Source organism: Bradyrhizobium sp., assembly GCF_035309285.1.
In the GTDB taxonomy this organism is placed as follows: domain Bacteria; phylum Pseudomonadota; class Alphaproteobacteria; order Rhizobiales; family Xanthobacteraceae; genus Bradyrhizobium.
The window spans coordinates 1-24,128 of the sequence record NZ_DATGFH010000056.1; the positions used below are offsets into that span (position 1 = coordinate 1).

General features: G+C 65.1%; 20 protein-coding genes. 14 read left to right on the plus strand and 6 right to left on the minus strand.

Annotated features, from left to right (window positions below; genetic code table 11):
* The 3 genes from VKR55_RS11200 to VKR55_RS11210 all read right to left on the minus strand — a co-directional run.
* Window positions 1-385 (minus strand): hypothetical protein (locus VKR55_RS11200; RefSeq protein WP_324402855.1); only part of this gene is annotated, 385 nt, incomplete at its 3' end.
* 138 nt (window positions 386-523) lie between these two features.
* Complete coding sequence (locus VKR55_RS11205; RefSeq protein ID WP_324402857.1) at window positions 524-3,106, minus strand: ATP-dependent helicase; 2,583 nt, start codon at window positions 3,104-3,106, stop codon at window positions 524-526.
* Between the two features lie 138 nt (window positions 3,107-3,244).
* The gene (locus tag VKR55_RS11210; protein WP_324402860.1) at window positions 3,245-3,763 is read right to left on the minus strand and encodes a thioesterase family protein; all 519 of its coding nucleotides are present in this window, start codon (window positions 3,761-3,763) and stop codon (window positions 3,245-3,247) included.
* Between the two features lie 73 nt (window positions 3,764-3,836).
* Between VKR55_RS11210 and VKR55_RS11215 the strand changes: the two genes are divergently transcribed.
* The 5 genes from VKR55_RS11215 to VKR55_RS11235 all read left to right on the plus strand — a co-directional run bounded on the left by VKR55_RS11215 (window position 3,837) and on the right by VKR55_RS11235 (window position 8,773).
* Window positions 3,837-5,249 carry an FAD-binding oxidoreductase gene (locus tag VKR55_RS11215; RefSeq protein ID WP_324402904.1) on the plus strand — a complete coding sequence of 471 codons (1,413 nt, stop codon included), beginning with the start codon at window positions 3,837-3,839 and terminating at the stop codon, window positions 5,247-5,249.
* Window positions 5,250-5,332: 83 nt separating this feature from the next.
* Window positions 5,333-6,568 carry a Spy/CpxP family protein refolding chaperone gene (locus VKR55_RS11220; protein WP_324402862.1) on the plus strand — a complete coding sequence of 412 codons (1,236 nt, stop codon included), beginning with the start codon at window positions 5,333-5,335 and terminating at the stop codon, window positions 6,566-6,568.
* An 86-nt stretch (window positions 6,569-6,654) separates the two neighbouring features.
* Window positions 6,655-7,977 carry a Spy/CpxP family protein refolding chaperone gene (locus VKR55_RS11225; protein WP_324402864.1) on the plus strand — a complete coding sequence of 441 codons (1,323 nt, stop codon included), beginning with the start codon at window positions 6,655-6,657 and terminating at the stop codon, window positions 7,975-7,977.
* 63 nt (window positions 7,978-8,040) lie between these two features.
* Window positions 8,041-8,478: a hypothetical protein gene (locus VKR55_RS11230; protein ID WP_324402866.1), complete on the plus strand. Its 438-nt coding sequence runs from the start codon at window positions 8,041-8,043 to the stop codon at window positions 8,476-8,478.
* Window positions 8,479-8,521: 43 nt separating this feature from the next.
* Complete coding sequence (locus VKR55_RS11235) at window positions 8,522-8,773, plus strand: histidine kinase (RefSeq protein WP_324402868.1); 252 nt, start codon at window positions 8,522-8,524, stop codon at window positions 8,771-8,773.
* Window positions 8,774-8,840: 67 nt separating this feature from the next.
* Here VKR55_RS11235 and VKR55_RS11240 read toward each other — a convergent pair whose 3' ends face one another.
* A complete protein-coding gene (locus tag VKR55_RS11240; protein WP_324402871.1) occupies window positions 8,841-10,517 on the minus strand; it encodes a SulP family inorganic anion transporter in 1,677 nt (558 codons plus the stop codon).
* Window positions 10,518-10,605: 88 nt separating this feature from the next.
* Window positions 10,606-11,523, minus strand: a complete 918-nt coding sequence (locus tag VKR55_RS11245; protein ID WP_324402873.1) for a LysR family transcriptional regulator — start codon at window positions 11,521-11,523, stop codon at window positions 10,606-10,608.
* Between the two features lie 99 nt (window positions 11,524-11,622).
* Between VKR55_RS11245 and VKR55_RS11250 the strand changes: the two genes are divergently transcribed.
* The 8 genes from VKR55_RS11250 (at window position 11,623) to VKR55_RS11285 (ending at window position 22,093) form a co-directional block, all read left to right on the plus strand.
* Window positions 11,623-12,066, plus strand: a complete 444-nt coding sequence (locus VKR55_RS11250) for a DoxX family protein (protein WP_324402875.1) — start codon at window positions 11,623-11,625, stop codon at window positions 12,064-12,066.
* Between the two features lie 466 nt (window positions 12,067-12,532).
* Window positions 12,533-13,390, plus strand: coding sequence for a branched-chain amino acid ABC transporter permease (locus VKR55_RS11255; protein WP_324402877.1), 858 nt, complete (start codon window positions 12,533-12,535; stop codon window positions 13,388-13,390).
* On the plus strand, window positions 13,390-15,192 hold the full coding sequence (locus tag VKR55_RS11260; RefSeq protein ID WP_324402878.1) for a branched-chain amino acid ABC transporter ATP-binding protein/permease: 1,803 nt from the start codon (window positions 13,390-13,392) through the stop codon (window positions 15,190-15,192). The genes VKR55_RS11255 and VKR55_RS11260 overlap by 1 nt, the downstream gene beginning before the upstream one ends.
* A complete protein-coding gene (locus tag VKR55_RS11265; RefSeq protein WP_324402880.1) occupies window positions 15,173-15,922 on the plus strand; it encodes an ABC transporter ATP-binding protein in 750 nt (249 codons plus the stop codon). Before VKR55_RS11260 ends, VKR55_RS11265 begins: the two co-directional genes overlap by 20 nt.
* An 886-nt stretch (window positions 15,923-16,808) precedes the next feature.
* Window positions 16,809-17,840 carry a TRAP transporter substrate-binding protein gene (locus VKR55_RS11270; protein WP_324402882.1) on the plus strand — a complete coding sequence of 344 codons (1,032 nt, stop codon included), beginning with the start codon at window positions 16,809-16,811 and terminating at the stop codon, window positions 17,838-17,840.
* A gap of 11 nt (window positions 17,841-17,851) precedes the next feature.
* Entirely contained in the window at window positions 17,852-19,741 is a 1,890-nt protein-coding gene (locus VKR55_RS11275; RefSeq protein ID WP_324402884.1) for a TRAP transporter large permease, read from the plus strand.
* 70 nt (window positions 19,742-19,811) lie between these two features.
* A complete protein-coding gene (locus VKR55_RS11280; RefSeq protein ID WP_324402886.1) occupies window positions 19,812-20,789 on the plus strand; it encodes an NAD(P)-dependent oxidoreductase in 978 nt (325 codons plus the stop codon).
* Entirely contained in the window at window positions 20,786-22,093 is a 1,308-nt protein-coding gene (locus VKR55_RS11285) for an MFS transporter (RefSeq protein ID WP_324402887.1), read from the plus strand. Before VKR55_RS11280 ends, VKR55_RS11285 begins: the two co-directional genes overlap by 4 nt.
* Window positions 22,094-22,101: 8 nt before the next feature.
* Here VKR55_RS11285 and VKR55_RS11290 read toward each other — a convergent pair whose 3' ends face one another.
* Window positions 22,102-22,716, minus strand: coding sequence for a TetR/AcrR family transcriptional regulator (locus VKR55_RS11290; RefSeq protein ID WP_324402889.1), 615 nt, complete (start codon window positions 22,714-22,716; stop codon window positions 22,102-22,104).
* 69 nt (window positions 22,717-22,785) lie between these two features.
* On the opposite strand from VKR55_RS11290, the gene VKR55_RS11295 reads away from it, so the two are divergent.
* Window positions 22,786-24,018, plus strand: coding sequence for a cytochrome P450 (locus VKR55_RS11295; RefSeq protein ID WP_324402891.1), 1,233 nt, complete (start codon window positions 22,786-22,788; stop codon window positions 24,016-24,018).
* Window positions 24,019-24,128: the final 110 nt, after the last annotated feature.

Genomic DNA, 24,128 nt, shown 5'->3' on the forward strand with positions numbered 1-24,128 from the left:
TGCAATTCCGACTGACGCCCTTGGCTGCGAGCAGGCACGGGATCGATTTGGAGGTTTCCTTGGTCGAGCCGTGGCACAGCCTGATGATTTCCAGCCGGCAGGCGCCTGCCACCGTGATGCGTGCGTTGATCCGCTTCTGGATCGCGTCAAACGGCGCGAGATAGTTCGCCTTGCATTGCGGCGACATCACGTCCTGGTTGCGCGACAGGCATTCCTTGAGCCGGCCGGAGTCGAGATTGACGCCGCGGCAATTGGCGCTGATCTCGGCGCCGCAGATCTTCGTCAGCATCGCCGCCGATTCCGCAAACGTCATGACACTATCGGCCCGCGCCAGCGAAGGCGACACGAGCGCGAGAATCAGAAGGATCGTCCGGCCCCGAACCATGCGGCGCATCTGATACGATCAGGCGTGAGATGGTCAAGACCTACCAACGGCAGACCGTCGTCATATTGTCAGCCTGTCATCTGGAAAATGAATCCGCGGATTCGGTTCACCTCTCCCCGCGGGAGAGGTGAAACGCAATCACGCCCGTTCGACAAAACTGTCGACCACCTTTTTCTCGCCGGCCTTGTCGAAGGCGATGGTGAGCTTGTTGCCGTCGATCTTGACGACATGGCCGTAGCCGAATTTCTGGTGGAAGACGCGGTCGTCGAGGGAAAATTCCGAGACCGTGCCGGTGGATTTGGCGACCAGCTCGCCCTCGATCGTGAGCGGACCGCGCTTGTTGCGCGAGAAGCCGAAATCGCCGCGCGATGAGGCATCGCTGCGCGAGCCTGAGAAAGGCGATTGGTCCTCGTCAAAGCCGCCGCGCTTTTGTCCTTCGTTGCTGCGGCCGCGGCGCGCCTGCGCACGCTGCCAGCCCGGCGTCGTGTAGCTCGAGCCGAAGGACTCCACATTGTCGAAGCGCGAGGGGCCGTAGCCGCCGGCTCCGCCCCAGCCGCTGCCGCCCTTGGATTCCGTGATCTCGACGCTCGCCGGCGGCAGTTCGTCGAGGAAGCGCGAGGGGATCGTGGTGGCCCAGGTGCCGTGAATGCGGCGGTTAGTGGCGAAATAGAGCTTTGCGCGACGCCGCGCCCGCGTCAGCCCGACATGCGCGAGACGGCGCTCTTCTTCCAGCCCCGCGCGGCCCTGTTCGTCGAGCGTGCGCTGGCTCGGGAACAGGCCTTCCTCCCAGCCCGGCAGGAACACGTTGTCGAATTCGAGGCCCTTGGCGGAATGCAGCGTCATCAGCGACACCGCCTCGTCCTCGGCCTCGCCGTCGCGGTCCATGACGAGCGCGATGTGCTCGAGGAAACCTTGCAGGTTCTCGAACTCCTCCATCGAGCGCACCAGCTCTTTCAGGTTATCGAGCCGGCCCGCGGCATCGGCCGAGCGGTCCTTCTGCCACATCTCGGTATAGCCGCTCTCGTCCAGCACGACCTCGGCCAGTTCCGTATGCGCGGTCACTTCACTCTGTGCGCGCCAGCGGTCGAACTGCGCGACAAGGTCGCGCAGGGAGCCGCGCGCCTTCGGCTTCAGCTCATCTGTTTCAACGACGGCGCGCGCCGCCTCGAACAGCGGAATACGCCGCTTCCGGGCGTGGTCGTGCAGGAGCTGCACGGTGGCGTCGCCGAGCCCACGCTTGGGCACATTGACGATGCGCTCGAAGGCGAGGTCGTCGGCCGGCGAACTGATCACGCGCAGGTAAGCCAGCGCGTCGCGGATTTCGGCGCGCTCATAGAAGCGCGGACCGCCGATCACGCGATAGGGCAGGCCGAGCGTAACGAAGCGGTCTTCGAACTCGCGCATCTGGTAGGACGCGCGCACCAGAATGGCGATCTCGTTCAGCTTCTCGCCCTTGCGCTGCAGCTCCTCGATCTCTTCGCCGATGGCGCGCGCTTCCTCCTCCGAATCCCAGGAGCCGGTCACGGTGACCTTCTCGCCGTCCACGTCCTCGGTGCGCAAGGTCTTGCCGAGCCTGCCTTCATTGTGCGCGATGAGATAGGAGGCGGCCGAGAGGATGTGGCCGGTCGAGCGGTAGTTGCGCTCGAGGCGAATGACCTTGGCGCCGGGAAAATCGTGTTCGAAGCGCAGGATGTTGTCGACCTCCGCCCCGCGCCAGCCGTAGATCGACTGGTCGTCGTCGCCGACGCAGCAGATGTTTTTGGCGGGAGGGGTGCTCTTCTCCTTCTCCCCGTCCGTAACACTCTGCTCGTCATCACCGGGCCGACGCGAAGCGTCGAGACCCGGTGATCCATCTTGTGAAGAGCCGATGGATTGCCGGGTCAAGCCCGGCAACGACGACGAGTTGGAAGGCGCCTGCGCCAGGAGCCTTAGCCACAGATACTGCGCAACGTTGGTGTCCTGATATTCGTCGACCAGGATGAACTTGAAGCGCTGCTGGTATTGGCGGAGCACGTCGGGGTGTTCGCGGAAGATGCGGATGTTCTCGAGCAGGAGATCGCCGAAATCGGCGGCGTTGAGAATTTTCAGCCGCTCCTGGTAGCTTGCATAGAGCTTGCCGCCCTTGCCGTTGGCGAAGATGGCGGCTTCGCCGGGCGGCACCTGCGAGGGTCCAAGCCCGCGGTTCTTCCAGCCATCGATCAGGCCCGCAAGCATGCGCGCCGGCCAGCGCTTGTCGTCGATGTCCTCGGCCTGCAAAAGCTGCTTCAACAGCCGCACCTGGTCGTCGACATCGAGCACGGTGAAATTGGATTTGAGCTGCGCCATCTCGGCGTGGAAGCGGAGGATGCGTCCGCCGATGGAGTGAAAGGTGCCGAGCCATTGCATGCCTTCCACCGCGTGGCCCAGCATCTGGCCGAGCCGCGTCTTCATCTCGCGCGCGGCCTTGTTGGTGAAGGTCACCGACAAAATTTCGTTCGGGCGGGCGCGGCCCTGGCTCAGGATATGGGCGATGCGGGTGGTGAGCACGCGTGTCTTGCCGGTGCCGGCGCCGGCGAGCACGAGCACCGGGCCCTCCAGCGTCTCGACGGCCTCGCGCTGCTCCGGATTGAGCCCGTCGAGATAACGCGGACCCGACGCCGCGCGGGCGCGCGCGGCAATGCCGCCAGCCGCGGGCTGGTGCTGTGGGACGCTCAGGGGGCTCACTTTGCTCGGCTCGGTCATCGAATCAGATGTTACCCACGATGGCACCGCGGGATCGTCAGGGGGAGCCTTCTTAGCAGGGATTGATGGCTATATGGGGCCGTCGGGCCTGGTTTTACAGAGCTATTGGGGCTCGGGAACACGCGTCCGCGCGGAGCGCTATTTCACCGGCATCGTGACCTTGCGGCCGATGCCCTCGGGGCGCGGCACCGCGGCATGGGCTTCTGCGACCGCGGCGATGCGGGCGCGGATGTCGGACGGGAACGGTGCGACCTTCCGCGCGGTCATGTCGATGTGAAGGGTGATGTTCTCGGAGGTCGCCGACAGCCAGCCTTCGGTCGCGTGGCGCAGTTCCTCGAAGGTGTGCAGGCGCTTTTCGTCGGCGGCGAGCAGCCAGACCGAGACCTGCACTGGATCGCCCAGATGAATCTCGCGCAAATAGCGCACATGGCATTCGGCCGTAAACGTCGAGCCATCGCGCTCCTTCATATAGGTCGGGCCGATACCGAGATGCAGCCAGAGCTGATCGATGGCGCGGTCCATCATCACGTTGTAATAGGCCATGTTGAGGTGGCCGTTATAGTCGATCCATTGCGGCTCGAGCTGCATCACCGAGGACAGAAACGGCGCCGGCGGCAGCGGCATATCCTTCAAGGCTGTGGCGGTCGTCATATCCATCGCTTTGCTCCCTTGACCCCTTATATATCCTCTGCCTACCGTCGCCCAAAGCCGGAGGAAATTTCACGTGGTAATGACGACTGTTGAAACCTTGAAGCGGCCGGAGCCGCAGGCGCTCGCGAGCGCGCTGGAGCAGCTTGCGGCGCGATTCGGCAACCGGCTGATCACCTCTTTGGCGGTGCGCGAGCAGCACGCCCATACCACGACCTGGCTGCCGCCGCAGCCGCCGGACGGCGTGGTGATGGCGCAGGAGACCGCTGATATCCAGGATACGGTGCGCATCTGCGCCAAACATGGCGTGCCTGTCATCGCCTTCGGCACCGGCACTTCGCTCGAGGGCCATGTCAATGCGCCCGCGGGCGGCATCTGCATCGATTTGCGTGACATGAACAAGGTGCTGGAGGTCCATGCCGACGACCTCGATTGCGTGATCGAGCCCGGTGTGACGCGGAAAGCGCTGAACGAATATGTGCGCGACCAGGGTGTGTTCTTCCCGATCGATCCGGGCGCCGACGCCTCTCTCGGCGGCATGGCCTCGACCCGCGCCTCGGGCACCAATGCGGTGCGCTACGGCACCATGCGCGAGAACGTGCTGGCGCTCAAAGTCGTGCGCGGCGACGGCGAGATCATCACGACAGGCACGCGGGCGAAGAAATCGTCCGCCGGCTACGACCTGACGCACCTCTTCATCGGCGCCGAGGGCACGCTCGGCATCATCAGCGAGCTCACCATCAAGCTGCGCGGCATTCCGGAGACGATTGCGGCCGCTGCGTGCTCGTTCGAAACCGTGCGCGGCGCCTGCCAGGCCACCATCATGGCGATCCAGACCGGCATTCCGGTGGCGCGCATCGAGCTGCTCAATGCCGAGCAGGTGAAGTGCGTCAACAATTATTCGAAATTGTCGCTGCCGGAGACGCCGCTGCTGCTGCTCGAATTCCACGGCAGCGAAGCCGAGGTCGCCGAACAGTCGAAGAATTTCGGCGAGATCGCCAAGGATTGCGGCGGCGGCGATTTCACCTGGACCACGCGGCCCGAGGATCGCACAAAACTGTGGCAGGCGCGGCATGATGCCTATTGGGCGGTAAAAGCGTTGCGCCCGGGTGCCGGTGTGGTCGCAACCGACGTCTGCGTGCCGATCTCGCGGCTCGCCGATTGCGTCACCGAGACCGAGGACGATTTGAAGCGGCTCAAGCTGCTGTCGCCGATCGTCGGTCATGTCGGCGACGGCAATTTCCATTGCTCTTTGCTCTGCGACATCGACGACAAGGACGAGATGGCGCGCGGCGAGGAGTTCATGCATCGGCTTGTCGAGCGCGCGCAATCCATGGGCGGCACCTGCACCGGCGAGCATGGCGTCGGCCAGGGCAAGCAGAAATATCTGAAGGCCGAGCTCGGTCCAGAGGCGCTGGAGGCCATGCGCGCGCTGAAGAAGGCGCTCGATCCACAAAATATCTTCAACCCCGGAAAGATATTGCCTGCGGCGTAGGTCCTGCTCGGGAACTTTTGGTTCCATTGGGCGTTCGGTGCTGACAGGCCTGCTCTGAAGGGCGCTGGCACGGGGAGGGTGCCATGTCGAGATTCCACACTGGAATTGCGGCTTTGGGAACGTCCTTGCTGCTTCTCGCGATCACGCCGTCGAGCCCTGCTCAGGCGTTGGGCCTGCATATCCGTATTGGCGGCGGCCCGATCGGCGTTGTGAGATCTATTGCCTCAATGGCCCTGGGAGGCCTTGGCGGCCTGCGTGGCCGGCGCGGTGCGCGCGTCAGAATGGCACGCGCCGAGGCGGCCAACTCCGCGTCGCGCATGGACATCACCCGCGGCCCCGACTGGGTTACGCGGCCGGTTGCGCGGGTGCAGGTCGCCGCAATGGCTGCGTTGGCGGGTTGGCACGGCCAACGCGGCACGAAGGGATGGTGGCAGCACGGCGACGGCGGCTATGGATGGGTGGGCCCGCTGTTCTGGCCGTTCGCCTACTACGACATCTACGACTACACGCTCTGGGGCGACGGCATGGGCTTCTGGGGCTACGGCTATCGCGACATCTACGCCGCGATCTTCACTCCTTACGACGGCGACGAGCTGCTTCGCTATGCCTCGCCGTCGCGCGGCCGGAAGTTTCGCCACTTCCCGTCGCTCACGCGCATCTGCGGCGCTGATGCGAGCGAGCTTGCCGGCCTTCCGGTTGAGCAGGTCAAGCAGGCGATGGGACCATCCACCGAGGAGCAGCGCGCGGCGCTGGACGATCTCGTCAGCGCATCGATCGAGGCCGCCCAAACCATCCAGTCGGCCTGCCTGACCGAGGTCGGCTTGACGCCATCGGACCGGCTGGCGGAGATGCAGCGGCGCCTGGAAGCGATGAAATCCGTGATCGCGCGTGTGCAGAAGCCCTTCGAGACATTCTACGATCTGCTGGACGACGACCAGAAGGGGAAGCTCGCGGCGTTCGCCAATCAGCGCACACCATTCGCGCCCAAGGTGCCCGCCGAACAAAGCTGCACGCCGCCCGGGACGCTGCCATGGCCAAAGAGCGAGATCGAGGCAAAGCTGCATCTGAACGAATGGCAGCGCGATGAGCTCGATGTGGTCCAGCGCATGATCGGGTTTGCGACCGACACGCTCAATCTCAATTGCCAGCCCGACGAGACCCTCTCGCCGCCTGCCCGACTTGCGACGGCGGATGCCCGGCTCGACGTCATGCTCAACGCGATCAAGCTGGTGCGGCCGGCGCTGGACGATTTCTTCGCAACGCTGAACGAGGAACAGAAGGCGCAATTCGAGACGATTGGGGCCAAGCGCACGAGCTGAACGTGCGCGGAACTTTCGGTTCCCACCTCGGTTCCCATTCCTGTCAACTTCCGATGCTTCGATCGCTCGGATGTTCGGGAGGAGCGATGGTGAGACCAGTCATTGGAATTGCTGCAATGGCGCTGGCGTCCCTGCTGGCGGGCGCGGCGATGGCGCGAGGCGGCGGTGGTCATGGCGGTGGTCATGGCGGCGGCCATGGCGGCGGTCATGGCGGGGGAGGACATGGCGGCGGACACCACGGCGGCGGCCATTTCGGCGGCCACGGCTTCGGTCACGCTCACTTTGGCGGCGGGCATCATGGCGGGGCGCGGTTCGCATCCCATGGTTTTGGCCATCACGGCGCGAGCTTCAGCCAGATCCGAAACGCGGCAGTGCATCCCGCGGGCTTTCGCCATGCGATGAGCTCTCTGAGCCTGCGCAACGGCCGCTTGCTCAGCAATCCGGCGGCGCGTGTCCAGATTGCGGCGGCGGCCGCCTTGGCGGGCTGGCATGGCGGCGGCAACGGCTGGTGGCAGCACGCCGGCGGCGGCTATGGCTGGGTCGGCCCGCTGTTCTGGCCGTTCGCCTATAACGACATCTACGACTACACGATCTGGGGCGACGGCCTCGGCTTCTGGAACTACGGCTATCCCGATCTCTATGCAGGCATCTTCGGGCCTTATGGCTATGAGGGCCTGTCGGTCTACTCACGGCAGCCGGGACGACGACACGCGCGTGGCGTTCCGCTCGAGGAGCTGTGCGGCAGCGATCGCCGCGAGATCGCCGGCCTGCCGATCGACCAGATCGCGGACGCCGTGCAGCCGACCGAAGCCCAGGGCGCCAGCCTCGACGAGCTCGCCAATGCCTCGGTCCAGGCGGCGGCGATCATTCGCGCGTCCTGCCCGGCGCAGCCCGCGGCCACTGCACCCGGCCGGCTCGCCGCCATGCAGCAGCGTATCGAAGCGATGATCAACGCGGTCAATATCGTGCAGCCGGCCCTGGAGAAGTTTTACGGCGCGCTCGACGACGAGCAGAAGGCGCGCTTCAACGCGCTCGCCGCCGAGCAGCGGCGAACGGCATCTGCCGGCAATGGCAATGCGCCTCTTGTCCGGGATTGCGGCGCGCAGGGGGCCGGCCAGGCGTGGCCGGCCCAGGAGATCGAAACAAGACTCCACCCGAACGACACGCAGCGCGCCGCGCTTCAGGCCCTTCAGGATACGAGTGCGAAGGTCAACGATGACCTGAAGGCGGCGTGTCAGCCCGGCGAGCTGATGACACCGACCGCGCGCATGGCGGAAATCCGCAAGCGGCTCGATGCCATGCTGAAAGGCGTCAAAGCGGTGCGCGCTGCGCTTGACGATTTTTATGCCACGCTGAACGACGAGCAGAAGGCCCAATTCGAGGCGATTGGGCAGCGACGCGCGTCATGACCGGACTTCGGCGCGCCACGCGGGCGTCACAAAACCGCCTCGCCGATTGCTTGACCGTCCTCTATGCTGAGCCCCACAAACGTCGGGGGCGGCGCGATGCGGTGGTTCGGCAAGCAGAAGCCAGCCGAGGTCTGGGATGAGCCCATTCAATGGCCGCTCGGCGACATCGAGGCGGCGGAGAGGATCCGCAGTATCTGCCGCTCCGCGGCCGACAGCGCCGAATTTGTCGGCGGCCATGCTGCCCGCGCCGACGACACGAAGCGGTCGGAGCAGAAGCAACATGAGGTGGAAGCTGCGCGTTATCAGCGCGCCGCCAAGGCTGCGATGGAAATCGCGATGAAGCTATCGGACGCGCTGATGCGCGACGCCGCGGTCAGGGAGATCGTCGACCTCTGCCTCACGGCGGGCGATGTGAGGACCGCGCGCATCTTGTTCCGCGCCATCCAGGCGCCCGCGATCCGGGACCCCATGCTGATCGAGCATCCCGAGCTGCTACCGTGAGCGGGTGACATTCGTTCGATCCAAGACTGAAGGAGAACAACTCATGCTGCGTTCAGCCCTGATACTCGCTGCGGCGGCCGCGATGATGAACGCGACCGCGGCCATGGCGGACGACAAGTCCGATTGCCAGAAAGGCGTCGCGATGATCAAGGCGGAGCTCAAGAAGAACCATCCGAAGCCCGTGCTGGAGACCTTGCGCAAGGCGCTCAGCGATACCGACCTGGAGGCGGGCGAGGAGGATTGGTCCGAGTGCATGAATTACGTCAGAACCGCGCGCGCTGCGCTCAAAAAGTAGCGCGCGACGAGCAGAAATTCCCAACCTCCCCTTGAAAAAGGGAGGTTGCGGTCCTCTCGCATCGCGCCTATTTCGCTAGCGCCTGGACGGCTTCCTCGACGCTGTGGAACACGTGCTCCCTCGGCAAGGCATCATAGAGGCGCAAGCGCTCGAATGCATCCTGCGCACGGGTCGATTCGAGCCGCGCCAGCGCGACCGTGACCTGCTGCTCGCCGCACTCCTTGAAGATATCGAGCAGCACTTGCGCGGCGGTGAAGTCGATCTCCACCATGCCGCTCGCCTCGATCACCACGAGCTTCGGCGCCGCGGTGCGGACCACGTCCATCACCTCGCTGCGGAAGGCCGGCGCGTTGAGGAACGATAGCGGCGCCTGCAGGCCGACTACGGCCACACGCGCCACGCGCTCGCCTTCCGTGTACGGCATCTTCGGCCACCAGATCGTGGTGCCGGGGACGCGCTCGAACTCGACGAGTTTCGCCCGCGTCGTGCTCCAGATGCCGTGCAGGAGCGACAGGATGATGCCAAGCCCCGCGCCTTGCTGGATCGGCAGCACGATGATCAGCGCTGCGGTCGCGAGGATCAATAGAAACTCCGCCGGCGACTGCCGAAAGATCGTCGCCATCTGTCTGGCGCGGATGATGCGCAGCGCCACGAACAGGAGGATGCCGCCGAGCGCCGCATCCGGCACTCGTTTCAACAGTCCCGTCCCGAAGGCGAGCAGCGCCAGCACGATGGCGGCAGCCGCAAGGCCCGCGACCTGCGACTTGCCGCCGGTTTCGGAGACGATCCCGGTACGAGGCGGGCTCGCATTGACGGGGAACGAGCCAAAGAGGCCAGCCAGAATGCTGCCGGCGCCCGCGCCGAGGAAATCGCGGTCGACGTCGGCGGGCTTGTCGGGATCTGACGGGAACGATCGCGTGGTCGCCGCCGTCTGCACCATCACCACGACCGCGATCACGAAGGCGAGCGGCACCAGCCGCACCCACTGCTCCGCCGTGATGTCGGGCAACGTCGGCCTCGGCATCGTCGCCGGCACCGCGCCGACCACCTTCACGCCCTTGCTTTCGAGGCCCAGGACGATCACCGCGAGCGTGGCGGCGACGAGGCCGATCAGCGCGCCGGGAATCCTCGCGCTGATCCTCTCCGAGACGATCACGACGGCCAGCACGCCGAAGCCGATGACGAGGGCATAGGGATTGGCCTGCCCCAGATGCAGCGCGATCGCACCGATGCGATTGAGCGTCGGTCCGCTCGGCTCCGCGATTCCGAGCACGCCCGGCAATTGCGAGACCATGATGTGCACGGAGATGCCGGCGAGAAATCCGACCGTGACCGGCACCGACAACAGGTTGGCGACGCCGCCGAGCTTGAAGAAGCCGCTTGCCAACAGAATGAGGCCTACGATCAGCGCGAGCGCGACCGCGTGCGCCGAATAGTCCGGCGAGCCGGTGGCGGCCAGCGCCGCAAGGCCGCCGGCAAAGATCGGCGTGATGGTGGAATCGGCGCCGCAAGACAGAAAGCGGTTGCTGCCGAGCATGGCAAAGCCGACCGAGCCCGCGACGAAGGCGAAGAAGCCGATCTGTGGCGGGAAGCTGCCGAGCCGGGCAGTGGCCATCTGTTCGGGGATCGCGATCGCGGCGAGCGTCAGGCCTGCGATCAGGTCCGCCGGCAGGAACGCGGGCCGCCACGATGCCAGCGACGAAAACAGCGGCCAACGTCTTGCGGTTCGCACCTCTTGCGCCATGGCTTCGATTCCTCCGTACGATATCGTTGCGGCCAGACTACAGCATTTTCGCGCGCGCCGATCAGGACACGGCGCGCGCTGCGTCCCGTCAGAACAGTCCGCGGTCCCAGGGCGGCTCGGGCGAGAAGTGCTCTGCGAGAAAATCGATGAAGGCGCGCACCTTCGCCGGCGGGCGGCGGTCGGGCAGGTAGACCGCATGCACCGCCGACAGCCTGTCGGGCTGATCGAGCGGGACGATGACCAGCCGTCCGGCGCGCACGTCGTCCGCGACGATGAAGGTGGGCTGATACGAAAGTCCCTGGCCGCCGACGGTCGCGGCGCACAGCGCATCGCCGTTGTTGGCGCGCAGATTGCCGCTGATGCGGACGCGGATGTCGCCGTCGGTGCCGAACAGCCATTCGTCCACACTCGATTGCTGCTGCAGCGTGTAGCCGAGGCAATTGTGCGAGGCGAGGTCGGCGAGCGTGCGCGGCGTGCCGTGTTTGGCGAGATAGGAGGGCGCCGCGCAGAGCACGATCCGGTTGGGCGCCAGCCGCCGCGCGACGAGGCTCGACTCGTTGAGCTTGCCGATGCGGATCACGAGGTCCCAGCCCTCTTCGGCAAGGTCGACCTGGCGATCGTTGAGTCCCAGCTCGATTGTGACCTCGGGATAGCGTTCGGCAAATTCCGGCAATCGCGGTGCGATCTGCCGCATGCCGAACACCACGGGCACGTTGAGCCGCAGCAGGCCGCGCGGCGCGACGCGTTCATCCGAGACGGCCGCATCGGCCGCCTCCATCTCCGCGAGGATCCGCTCGGAGGATTCCAGATAGAGGCGGCCGGCATCGGTGATCGAGAGTCGCCGCGTGGTGCGGTGAAACAGTTTCGTGCCGAGCCGCGCCTCGAGCGCAGTGACATGCTTGGTGACCATGGTTTGCGACAGCCCCATCGCCCGCGCCGCCGCGGAAAGGCTGCCGGTTGCGGCGACCCTGGCAAAGATTTCCAGGCTGGTCAGGCGGTCAAGCACGATCTCACTCTTTTGGTGTGAGCTGTTCTCCTAGAATAGCTGATTATCTTCAAAACCAAAATAGATCATAGGAGGAGGCCTAGCCAAAGGAGACCTCCGATGATCGATTCCCGTACCGCGCCTTACGCCGCGCTGCTGCTGCGCGTCACGCTGGGCGCTCTCTTCCTCGCCCATGCCGGCCTGAAATTTTTCGTGTTCACGCCCGCCGGGACGGCAAAATTCTTCGGCAGCGTCGGCCTGCCGGGCGAGCTCGCCTATCTCGTCATCGCGGTCGAAGTCGTCGTCGGCGTCACGCTGATCCTAGGGCTCTTCACCCGCTATGCGGCGCTCGCCGGCGTGCCGATCCTGGTAGGCGCGATCGTCACTGTGCATGCGGCGAACGGCTTCTTCTTCACCAACCCGCATGGCGGCTGGGAATATCCCGCGGTGTGGGCGGTCGCGCTGGTGGCGCAGGCGCTGCTCGGCGACGGCGCTTTCGCGCTCCGCTTCACGCAGCAAGCCGGTCCGGCCGGCAACCAGTGGAGCGGCGCGCATTCGCGCTGAGAGCGGAACGAAGACAACGAGGCAAGGCTGCGGGAGACTGTCTCGCAGCCTTTTTGTTATTCCACTTTGTTATTCCAAGTCTCACGCGCGCTTGAGAATTTTGCAGGCGCGGCCGGCCGTGACGAGATGCGCTGTTGCGCACGGCAGACGGGCTGAGTGCCGCGCATTGTGGCGCGATGAGCAAAGCGTGGCAGCTATGAGATGCCGGCATGCGCGCCCGGGCTCTGGACATTCTCCCTGCCACAGGCTCAAATCCTTTCGCAAACCATCCGGCCGTTAAGGCGCATAAGCAGAATAAACAGAAACAAACAGACCAAAGGGACGGAACGCCCGCGAGCCAAGACGGGCGCCGCACAGGGGAAACCAGGGAGCATCCCATGGCCATTTCGCGCCGTGACGTTCTATTGGGCAGCGTGGGTGCGCTGGCGCCGGGTTACACTTAGGTGGCCGAAGAGGAAGCCAGTCCATGCTCTCCTCCATTATCGCATCGGGGCTGGCGGCGGGCGCGGTCTACGCGCTCGTCGGCGTCACCTACAACACCATGTTCTCGACCTCGCGGGTAATGAGCTTTACCGCAGGCCAGCTTGCGATGCTGGGCGGCGTGTTCGGCTCGATGTTCACGCTCAAGCTTGGCTTCCCGATCTGGGCCGGCTTCCTGCTCACGCTCGCCCTCTGCGCCATCCTGGGCGTCATCACCGAGTTCATCGCGGTGCGGCCGGTGCTGAAAAGCCTCGAGCAGCATCTCTACGTGCTGTCGACGCTCGCCGTCGCGCTGATGATCCAGCAGGTCGCCGCGATCAAATGGGGCACCGAGCCGCAGCCGTTTCCGCACCTGGTCAATCTCGGCAGCGGCGTCTGGGACGAGAAATTCTGGCTGCCGGTGGCAGCCTGCGCGATCACGATCCTGGCGCTGGAATATCTCTACCGCCGCACGCTGGTCGGCCGCGCGTTCCTCGCCATCGCCGAAGACAATTTCGCCGCACGCGCGCTCGGTCTGCCGGAGCGGAACCTGCGCATCGCAAGCTATGCGCTCGCCGGCATCATCGGCGGCATCGCCGGATTTTCCGGCGGGCAGTTGCTGCTGGCGTTCTTCGCCAATGGCGCGTTGTTGAACTTCTACGGCTTCGTGCCGGTGGCGCTCGGCGGGCTCGGCAATAACCGCGGCGCGATCATCGGGGGGCTCGCGCTCGGCCTGTTTCAGCAGGCGGCGAACTTCCTGGTCGGGGGCATCTTCTCCTCCGTCGCCGTATTCACGCTGTTCATCGTGGTCCTCTTGGCGGCGCCCCAAGGCGTGTTCGGCGGCGCCACCGCGCGGAGAGTGTGATGACTGCGGTCACCGCGTCCTTGCCCGAGCGCACTGAAGCCGCTACCTGGCGCGCCGCGCTGACGAACGCCTTGCCGTTCCTCGGTATCCTCGCGCTCGCGCTGCTGCTGCCGCTGGTCGGCAATGACTACTGGGCGCTGATCGGCACCCGCATGGCGATCTACTGGGTGCTGGTCAGTGGTCTCAACCTGATTGTCGGCTTCGCCGGCCATCTCGCGATCGGCTATGTCGCGCTGTTGACGTTAGGCGCCTACGCGACGAGCGTGCTGGTCGCCGGCAATGTCATGCCCGCGATCCCGGCGTTCGCCGCGTTGCCGATCGCGGCGGTCGTGGGCGCGATCTTCGGCGTCGTCGTCGGCCTGCCGGCGCTCCGGCTTCGCACCTTCTATTTCGCGATGTCGACGCTCGGCTTTGCGACCATCGTCACCCAGATCGCGCTCGCCTGGCAGAGCGTCACCGGCGGTGGCGTCGGCATTGCTGGGCCCGTCTTCCCGGCGCCGTTCGATACCGCCTGGGGCTTCTATTTCCTCTGCATCGGCTTTGCCACCTTCACCACCTGGTTGACCGCAAACGTCGCGCGCAGCCGCTTTGGCCGCGCGCTGATTGCGGTGCGCGACGCCGAGGTCGCGGCGGAGGCGACCGGCATCTCCAAGCCGAAGATGCTGATCGCGATCTTTCTGCTCGCGGGCGGCTGCGCGGCGGTCGCCGGCGGATTGTTCGCGACGCTGCAGACCTACATCACGCCGGATGCGTTCACCTTCGACCTCTCGGTGCTGTTCTTCATCGCGATCCTGATCGGCGGCCGCGGCTCGATCCTGGGGCCGCTGCTCGGCACCATGATCCTCACCATCCTGCCGGAGATCGCCGCCCCGCTCGCCGAGTGGTCGACCTTCCTCTACGCCTTGCTGCTGCTCCTGATCGTGCTGGTGATGCCGGGCGGCATCGCCGCGCTGCTCGATTTCAGGAATCGCCGTCCGCTTGCGAGCAACCGCGCCATCGTGCCGCGTCCTGGGGCGCTCGCCGACATCGTGCGGCGAAGCAAGGGCGGCAGGGCGCTGTCGCTGCGCGGCGTCTCCTTGAGCTTCGGCAATGTGAAGGCGATCGACGGCCTCGACCTCGACGTCGCGCCCGGCCAGATTCATGGCCTGATCGGCCCCAACGGCAGCGGCAAGACCACGACGCTCAATGTCATTTCCGGCTATTACGCCGCAAAAGCCGGCAGCATGACGCTCGGTGGCGACCCGCTGCCGGCCGGCCAGCCGTCGCTGCGCGCCACGCGCGGCATTGCGCGCACCTTCCAGACCCCGCGCATCATCGGCGAGGCCTCGGTGCTGCAGAATGTCATGATCGGCGGCACTGTCGAGGGCAAGGCGAGCTTTGTCGAGGCCTTGCTGGCGCTGCCGCGCAACCGGCAAGACGAGAGGATGTTCGCGGCGAAGGCGCGCTCGCTGCTTGCCGTCGTTGGTCTGGAGAACCTCGCCGACGTCCGCATCGATCGTCTGCAGCATTCCGAGCTTCGCTTCATCGAGATCGCGCGTGCGCTGATGCTCGATCCGGATTTCCTGCTGCTCGACGAGCCCGCCGCGGGCCTGTCCGTCGACGAGATCGACCGCCTCGGCGAGCTCATCAAGGCGATTGCCGCGCGCGGCGTCGGTGTGCTGCTGGTGGAGCACCACGCCGACCTGATCTTCGATATCTGCAACCACATCACCGTGCTTAATCTCGGCCGCACGCTGGCGGCCGGCACGCCGACCGAGATTCGCGTTCACAAGGAGGTGGTCAGTGCTTACCTCGGCGGCTGAACCATTGCTCTCTGTGGCGCGGCTCGAGTCAGGCTACGGCAAGATCCGCGTGCTGCACGGCGTCGATCTCTCCATCGCGGCGGGTGAGGTGGTGGCGCTGCTTGGGCCGAACGGCGCCGGCAAGACCACGCTGCTCAGGACAGTGTCCGGCCTGTTGCCGGTCAACGCCGGCGACGTGCGCTTCGACGGCCGCGACTTTACCAAAATCATGCCGCGCGAGGCGACGCGCGCCGGCCTCGTGCATGTCATCGAAGGCCATCGCGTGTTCACGCAGCTTTCGGTCACTGACAATCTTTTGCTTGCGGGCTACGACCTGCCGCGAGCCGAGCGCGCTGGGCGGGTCGAGGAAGCGCTGTCGTTCTTTCCCGAGATCGCAGTGAAGCGGAACGAGCGCGGCGGCGCGCTCTCCGGCGGGCAGCAACAGATGTTGACCGTGGCGCAGGGCCTGGTGCGAAGGCCGCGGCTCTTGATGCTGGACGAGCCTTCCGCGGGCCTGTCGCCGGTGCTGGTCGACCGCGTGCTCAACGTGATCGGCCAGTTGAAGCAGCGGGGCACCGCCGTGATCCTGGTCGAGCAACTCCTGGAAAAGGCGCTCGCCGCAGCCGACCGCGTCTATGCGCTGGTCCAGGGCCAGATCGCGCTGGAGGCGCCGACGTCCGAGTCCGACCTGCCCAAGCGGCTGGAGCGCGCCTATTTCGGTCATGAAAGCCATGCGCTGGAAGCGTCGTAGTCCGCGACGAGCGTCCAAGCCGCAAAGGAAATCTGGACGTCAAGCCTGAACGACAGAGGCGGACACGAGAGCCCCGCTTGCGCCAACTGATTTGCCCGTCGGGCAGTGCTTCGCTTTATCAGAAGTAATGTCAAGCCCCTTCGCAAAAAATATTTCGCTTCCGTTTTTCGGAAAGATGTGGTTGTCTCCGCGCCGTCCCGCGGCTCTCCAGGAGGGGCGCTTCGCGATCGTCACGAGTGTTGGCAGCGGGATGCGATGGACGCGACGGCATCAACTGACGAGTGACGCCTAAGCGGACGGCGAAGTCGCGTGGTCCCGATGCCCCGACGCTGGCATCAAGTCCTGGTTGATGATTCCAGGGCGACGGAGGCTATCAAGCCCGGCACTCCGGGGAGAGCGCGTATAAGCCGTACACCATCGTGCAGGGAATGCCGGTTGATTTGGCTGCCCTGTTGTTGCTTGCGTGCGTAAGTGCACTTTCCTTGCACGCAAGGCGCGCGGGTGCGGCCTGCACCCGGCATTCCCTGCGCCCTCTTAATTTCGAGGGCGTGATGATTGGGCAGAACTCGGGCAAATCCTGCCGCGGGGACGCGAGCGTATTCTCAATCGTCATTCCGGGGCGCCACGAAGTGGCGAGCCCGGAATCCATAATCCCGAGTTGTGGTTATGGATTCCGGGCCCGCGCCAAGTGCGCGTCCCGGAATGACGACGGAGAGAGCAAGCATAACGCATGGCGTCACGTCATCGATCAATGCGCAGCGCGCATTGATCGATACCCGATCGGGAATGGTGCGCGGCCTTGCCCGGCCCGAGACTTTGGCCCTACAGTCGATGCAACAAGCCCCGGCGATGAATCGCGCCTGGAACAAGAATGCGGGAGGACGCCATGACAATCGTGCCGTTAAGCCGTCGCACGCTCTTGAAATCTTCAGTAGCCGCCGCAAGCGCAATCGCGCTCTCGCCCGCGATCGTCGGCCGCGCCGAAGCGGCGACCTTGAAGCTCAAGTGCTCCTCGTCGCTGCCGAACGATCCCAAATTCGCCAACGGCCGCGTCTATTACGACAACCTCGTCAGGAGCCTGAAGGCGAACGGGCTCGGCGAGCAGGTTGATGTCACCTTCTTCCCTGATAATCAGCTCGGTCAGGAAATCGACGTCATCAATTCAGTCAAGCTCGGCGTGATCGACATGATGGTGTCGGGCTCGTCGATCTCGGCCAACCTCGTGCCGCTGGTCGGCACCTTCGACCTCGGCTACCTCTTCACCAGCTTCCCGCAGCAGACCAAGGCGTTCGACGGCGGCGCAGCGAAGCCGATCGAGGAGGCACTCTTGAAGGGCGCCAACATCCGCGTCATCGCCTGGGCCTATAATTTCGGCGCGCGCAGCGTACTGGCGAAGAAGCCGGTGAAGACGCCGGAGGATCTCGCGGGCCTGAAGATCCGGACGCTGCCGAATCCGATCATCACCGAATGCCTGCGCCTGATGGGCGCTGCCGCAACGCCGCTCGCCTTTGGCGAAATCTACACCGCGCTGCAGGCCGGCGTGCTCGACGGCCTCGAGCACGATCCGCCGACGATCCTCGCCAGCAAGTTCTACGAAACCGCAAAGAACTATACGCTGACGCAGCACAACTTCTCGCCGCTCGCGATCTATTTCTCCGATGCAACGTTCCAGCGCATGGATGCGAAGCTGCGCGAAGGTTTTGTTGACGCCGCGCAGAAGGCTGCGGTCGATACCCGCGCGCACGGGCTCGCCGTCGAGAAGGAGGCGATGACGGACCTCCAGGGTAAGGGCGTCGTTATCACGGAATGCGACAAGGAGGCGTTCCGCAAGCGCGTGCTGCCGCAGACCGACAATTTCATCAAGGCGCACCCGGAGGCCAAGCCGGTGGTGGACGCGATCCGCGCGACCCAAGCCTGAAGGACAGTGAAATGACAGGCGCGGTGGCGAGCGGTCAGGTCGCGGCCGGCAAACCGGCCTCCCTCGCGCCCGCTGGCCGTCACTGGATTATCGCCGCGCTGCTCGTCGTCAGCGATGCCATCGCGGCGCTGATGCTGGCGGCCGATCTGCTCGTCGTCTGCGTCTCGGTGGCGCTGCGGTACTGGTTCAACGCGCCGGTCGAATGGTCCGATGACGTCGCCCGCGGCTTGATGGTGGGATCGAGCTTCTTTGGCGCGGCGAGCGCACTCGCACGCGGCGACAATCCCGGCGTCCAGTTCTTTATCAGCAGGCTGCCGGCGCAAGCGCGCGCGGTGATCGATGCCGTTGCCGCGCTGTTGATGACGATCATCGCGGGCTATGTCGCCTTCAACGCGATCAAGCTCGGCGGCCTGACGGTCGGCCAGACCACCGGCTCCGGCCTGCCGCTGGAGCTGACGTTCTATCCCATGGGCGTCGGCGCGTCGCTCATGACCATCTTTGCGCTCGACACGTTCCGCTCGCGCCCGTTGCGCGACATGACCTCCGCCGTCATCGCTACCGCGCTCGTCGTCGGTCTCTATCTGGCCTGGGACCACTTTGCGCCCGATTCGGTGCCCTCGTCGGGAACACTGATGCTCGTTGGCTTCTTTGTCACGCTGTTCGGCGGCCTGCCGATCGGCTTCGCGCTGGCGCTGGCCGCGCTCACCTTCATCTGGGTCGAGGGCACGCTGCCCGGCGTGATCTTCGCCCAGCAGATGGCGCGCGGCATCGATAATTTCGTGCTGCTCGCGGTCCCCTTCTTCATTCTCGTCGGCTACCTCATGGAAGCCAACGGCATGTCGGTGCGGCTGATCGAGCTGTTGCAGCGCGGGGTCGGGCAACTGCGCGGCGGACTCAACGTCGTGATGGTCACCTCCATGGTGCTGTTCTCCGGCATCTCGGGTTCCAAGATGGCCGATGTCGCCGCCGTCGGCTCGGTGCTGATCCCGGCCGCGCGGCGCACGCGGCAGAATCCCGGCAGCGCGGTCGCATTGCTCGCGGCGTCTGCCGTCATGGCCGAAACCATTCCGCCCTGCATCAACCTCATCATCCTCGGCTTCGTCGCCAACCTCTCGATCGGCGGCCTGTTTGTCGCCGGGCTGCTGCCGGCCTTGTTGATGGCGCTGGCGCTGATTACGGTGTGCGTGATCTTTGGCAGGCGGCCCGCTGCAACAGATGAAGCCGAACCGCGTGCGGCGGTATCACGCCTGTGGACCGGCGCGATCGCCTCGTTCGGCCTGATCTTCATGATCTTCTTTGGCTTCAAGAGCGGCTTTGCCACCGCGACCGAAATCTCCGCCTTCGCCGCGCTCTACGCCGTCGTCATCGGCAGTGTGGTGTTCCGCGAGCTCGGCCTTAAATCCGCGACGCAAAGCTTTGTGCACGCTGCGACGCGCTCGGGCCTGGTGCTGTTCATCGTCGCCGCCGCGCAATCGCTGGCCTTCATTCTCACGCTGCAGCAGGTGCCGCACATGGTCGGCGACATGATGCTGGCGCTGTCGAAGTCCAACGGCGTCTGGCTGTTCATGCTGCTGTCCATCGCGGTGCTGATCGTGATGGGCTCCGTCTTGGAGGGCGCCGCCGCGCTGATCATTTTCGGGCCGCTGCTGCTGCCAGTTGCTGTCAAACTGGGTGTCGATCCCCTGCATTTCGGCGTGGTGCTGGTGATTGCGATGGGAATCGGCCTGTTTGCGCCGCCGCTGGGCCTTGGTCTTTACGGCGCATGCCTGATCGGCAATGTACCGATCGAGCAGACGGTGAAGCCGATCCTGGGCTATCTTGGGCTCCTGTTCCTGTGCCTGCTCGTGGTTGCCTTCGTGCCCGCGATCTCGACCGCGCTGCCGCGAGCCTTCGGTTACTAGCGCATGATCCGGAAAAGTGTGAAGCGGTTTTCCGAAAAGATCATGCGCAAACAAAGAGCTTGAGGACATCTTGAAAGTTCTGCTGACTCCCACGCCGGACTTCCGGCGGCAATATTACGGCGAACGCGCGCTGAAGGGTCTGCACGCCATCGCCGACGTCAAGCTGCATGAGGGCAGCGAAGCGCTCGACGCGGTCGGCCTCGTGAAGGCCGCTGCCGGCGTCGACATCATCGTCGCCGATCGCGTGACCGAGGGCAGGGGCGAGATCTTTCCGCAATTGCCGAAGCTGCGCGCGATAGTCCGCTGCGCCGTGGATATCCGCAACATCGATGTCGCGGCTGCCTCCGCCGTCGGCGTGCTGGTGACGCGGGCCTCGCCCGGCTTCGTGCCGGCGGTCGCCGAGCTTGCGATCGGCTTCATGGTTGATCTGTCCCGCGGCGTCTCGCGGGCGACCGCGGATTATCACGCCGGCCGCAAGCCCGAAGTCGTGATGGGGCGGCAGCTTTCCGGCAGCCGCATCGGCATCATCGGCTATGGCAGCATCGGCCGCTATCTCGCGCCGCTCGCCAAAGCATTGGGCATGGAGGTGCTGGTCGCCGATCCCTTCGTGACAATCGACGATCTCGATATCACGCACGTCCGGCTCGACGATCTCTTGTCCCGCGCCGATTATGTCGTGTGCCTCGCGATCGCCAACGAGCAGACCGAAAGCCTGATCAACGCGGCGGCGTTGGCGCGCATGCAGAGCCACGCTGTCTTCATCAATCTCTCCCGCGGCAATCTCGTCGATGAAGCCGCGCTTGCCGCGGCGCTCCGCGACAATCGCATCGCGGGTGCGGCAATGGATGTCGGTCGCGCGCCGGACCAGATGCCGACGCCGGAGCTTGCGAAATTGCCGAATGTGATTGCAACCCCGCATATCGGCGGGCTGACGCCGCAGGCGATCGAGCATCAGGCGCTGGAGACCGTCCGCCAGGTCGCCGCGATCATCAAGGGCGAGGCGCCGGTGGGCGCCGTTAACGCCGAGCACTGGACGCGCCGGCCATGACGGAAAAATCATCGCCAAAACTTCCGTTCTTCTACGGCTGGGTGGTCGTTGTTGTCACCTTCATCACGATGGGAATCGGCGTCAACGCGCGTACCGCGTTCTCGCTGTTCTTCCCGCCGATCCTCAACGAGTTCGGCTGGGAGCGCGGCGTCACCGCCGGCGCCTTCTCCTTCGGTTTCGTGGTGTCGGGCTTCATGAGCCCGTTGATCGGCCGCCTGATGGATCGCGCCGGCCCGCGCGCGGTGATGGAGCTCGGCATCGCGCTGATGGGAGGAGGGCTGCTGCTCGCGCCGCTCACCAGCGAGCCCTGGCATCTCTATGTCACGATCGGCGTCATGGTCGGCGCCGGCAGCGTCTGCCTCGGCTATTCCGGCTTTTCGCTGTTCCTGCCGAACTGGTTCATCCGCCGCCGCGGGCTCGCGATGGGCATCGCCTTTGCCGGCGTCGGCATCGGCTCGGTCACGCTGCTCCCCTGGGTGCAGTTCCTGATCGAGCACAGCGGCTGGCGTACCGCCTGCACCGCGATGGGATTGATGGTGCTGATCGTGCTGGCGCCGATCTATCTCCTGCTACGCAAGCGTCCCGAGGACATCGGCCTGCAGCCGGATGGCGATGCCGCACCGCATGCGGCATCGATGAAGCCCGTCTCCAACATTGTCGATCCCGTCTGGGCCGCAACCGACTGGACCCTGCCGCGCGCGCTGCGCACGGCGCGATTCTGGTGGATCGCACTCGGCTATTTCTGCGGGCTTTACATCTGGTACGCGGTGCAGGTGCATCAGACCAAATTCCTGCTCGACATCGGCTTCTCGGCGAATGTCGGGGTCTGGGCGCTCGGCATCGTCTCTCTGCTCGGCATTCCCGGCCAGATTGTGCTGGGACACGCGTCGGATCGAGTAGGCCGCGAGGCGATCTGGGCGATCTCGTGCCTCGGCTTTGCGATCTGCTTTGCCGCGTTGATCGCGCTCAAATACGAGCCGAGCCTGTGGCTCGTCTATCTCATGGTGTTCACGCAGGGCGCGCTCGGCTACGGGCTCACCTCGATCATGGGCGCGGTGGTGCTGGAGATATTCCAGGGCCCGCACTACGGCAGCATCTTCGGCACCATCATGCTCACCGCGCTCGCAGGCGGCGCGGCCGGACCGTGGCTCACCGGCCTCCTGCATGACCTGACCGGCACCTATACCATTGCGTTTGCGATCGGCATTGCCGTGAGCCTGCTGTCGGCGTTTGCGATCTGGCAGGCCTCGCCCGGCCGCGTCCGCGCCGTCGCCGGCAAGCTGAGAGAGGCGCCTGCGGAATAGCGCGTGCGTCAGGAGGTCGCGATGATACCAAGTGCGCGGCGGAGATCGGAGATCGCGCGCAAAAAGCTGTCCGCTGGCGTCGTCTCGGGATCGATCAGGCGGTGCAGGCGGAAGCCGTCTTCGAGCGCGAGCAGGATCGCGCCGGTCCAGGCCGGGTTGAGGAGGCCCTTGCGGCCTTCGTTCCTCAGCGAGGTCTCGACGATATCGGTCACAAGCTTGCGCCGCGCCCGCAGCCGCTTTGCAAGTTCAGGCCGGCGCTTCTCGGCGCGCGCGACGAAAAGGATCATCTCCATGTGGAGCAGGGGCGCGCGACCGAGCGGATCCTGCTTGCTGCGGTCCATGTTCTTCAGCGCGTCGAGGAAGTCGTCGATGTTGCTGTGCTCGGCCAGCAGGTCGAGGTTGCGTCGGATCGAGCGCTCGACATGGTCCTCGAGCATGGCGATGATCAATTCGTCCTTGCTCTTGAAGTTGGAATAGAAGGCGCCACGCGTGAAGCCGGCCGCGGCTGCGATCGTCTCGATGCTGGCGTTGCCGATGCCCTGTTCCTCGAAGACGCGCGCTGCCGCCTCGTACAGTTTGTCGCAGGTTTCGTCTCGGGTCGGACGGGTTCTCTGTCTTGACATCGGCGCATTTTAGGGCAGAATGCAACTCGATACAACAGTGTATCGAGTTGCAACCGAGATAAGGTCACCATGAACGAACATGTGCAGACCACGGCCGCCGACCCGCTGTTCAATCCGCTGGCGCCGGATTTCATCCGCGATCCCTATCCGCATTACGAGCGGCTGCGGAATACCGATCCCATGCACGTCAATGCGCATGGCGCGTTCGTGGCGAGCCGCCATGCCGAAGTCAGTCTCGTGCTGCGCGACAAGCGCTTCGGCAAGGACTATGTCGAGCGCACCGTCCGCCGCTACGGGCCGAAGATCATGGAAGAGCCGATCTTCCGCAGCATGAGCCACTGGATGCTGCAGCAGGATCCGCCCGACCACACGCGGCTGCGCGGCCTCGTGGTGAAGGCCTTCACCGCGCGCCGGGTCGAGGACATGCGGCCGCGCATCCAGGAGATCGTGGACCAGACCATCGATGCCGTGATCGAGAAGGGTCGCATGGACCTGATCGAGGATTTTGCCTTCCGCCTGCCGGTCACGATCATCTGCGACATGCTGGGCATCCCCGAGGAGCACCGCGAAGCGTTCTATCACGGCTCGCGCGATGGCGGGCGCATCCTCGATCCCGTGCCGCTGACGCCCGCGGAAATCGCCCAGGCCAACGCCAGCGGCGCGATGGCGCGGATGTATTTCGAGCAGTTGTTCGAGATGCGCCGGAAGAATCCGGGCGACGATCTGACCACCCAGCTCATCCAGGCCGAGGAGGCCGGCGACAAGCTCTCCAACGAGGAGATGACGGCCAACATCATCCTCTTGTTCGGCGCCGGCCATGAGACCACCGTCAACCTGATCGGCAACGGGTTGCTCGCGCTCTATCGCAATCCCGATCAGCTCGCGCTGCTCAAAGCCAATCCCTCGCTCATCACCAACGCGATCGAGGAATTCCTGCGTTACGACTCCTCCGTGCAGATGACCGGGCGCGTGGCGCTGGAGGACATCGACGACCTCGGCGGAAAGCGCATTCCGAAGGGCGAGAGCGTGCTCTGCCTGCTCGGTTCGGCTAACCGGGATCCTGCGGTTTATCCGGACCGACCCGAGCGGCTCGACGTCACCAGGCCCAACGTAAAACCGCTCTCGTTTGGCGGCGGCATCCATTTCTGTCTGGGCGCTCAGCTTGCGCGGATCGAGGCGGAGATCGCGATTTCGACCCTGCTGCGCCGGCTGCCGGAGCTAACGCTGGACGATCCGGAAAATCCGGAATGGCGGCCGACATTCGTGCTGCGCGGGCTGAAGCGGCTGCCCGCAAGCTGGTGAGTGCGAAAGCGTCAAGCTGTCACTTTAGCGTGCTGTGACTTCGCCATACTTGCCTCTATATATGGAGAGCCCCAGCGTGGCGGTGGCGGGAGGGTCGCCCGCGCCGGGGA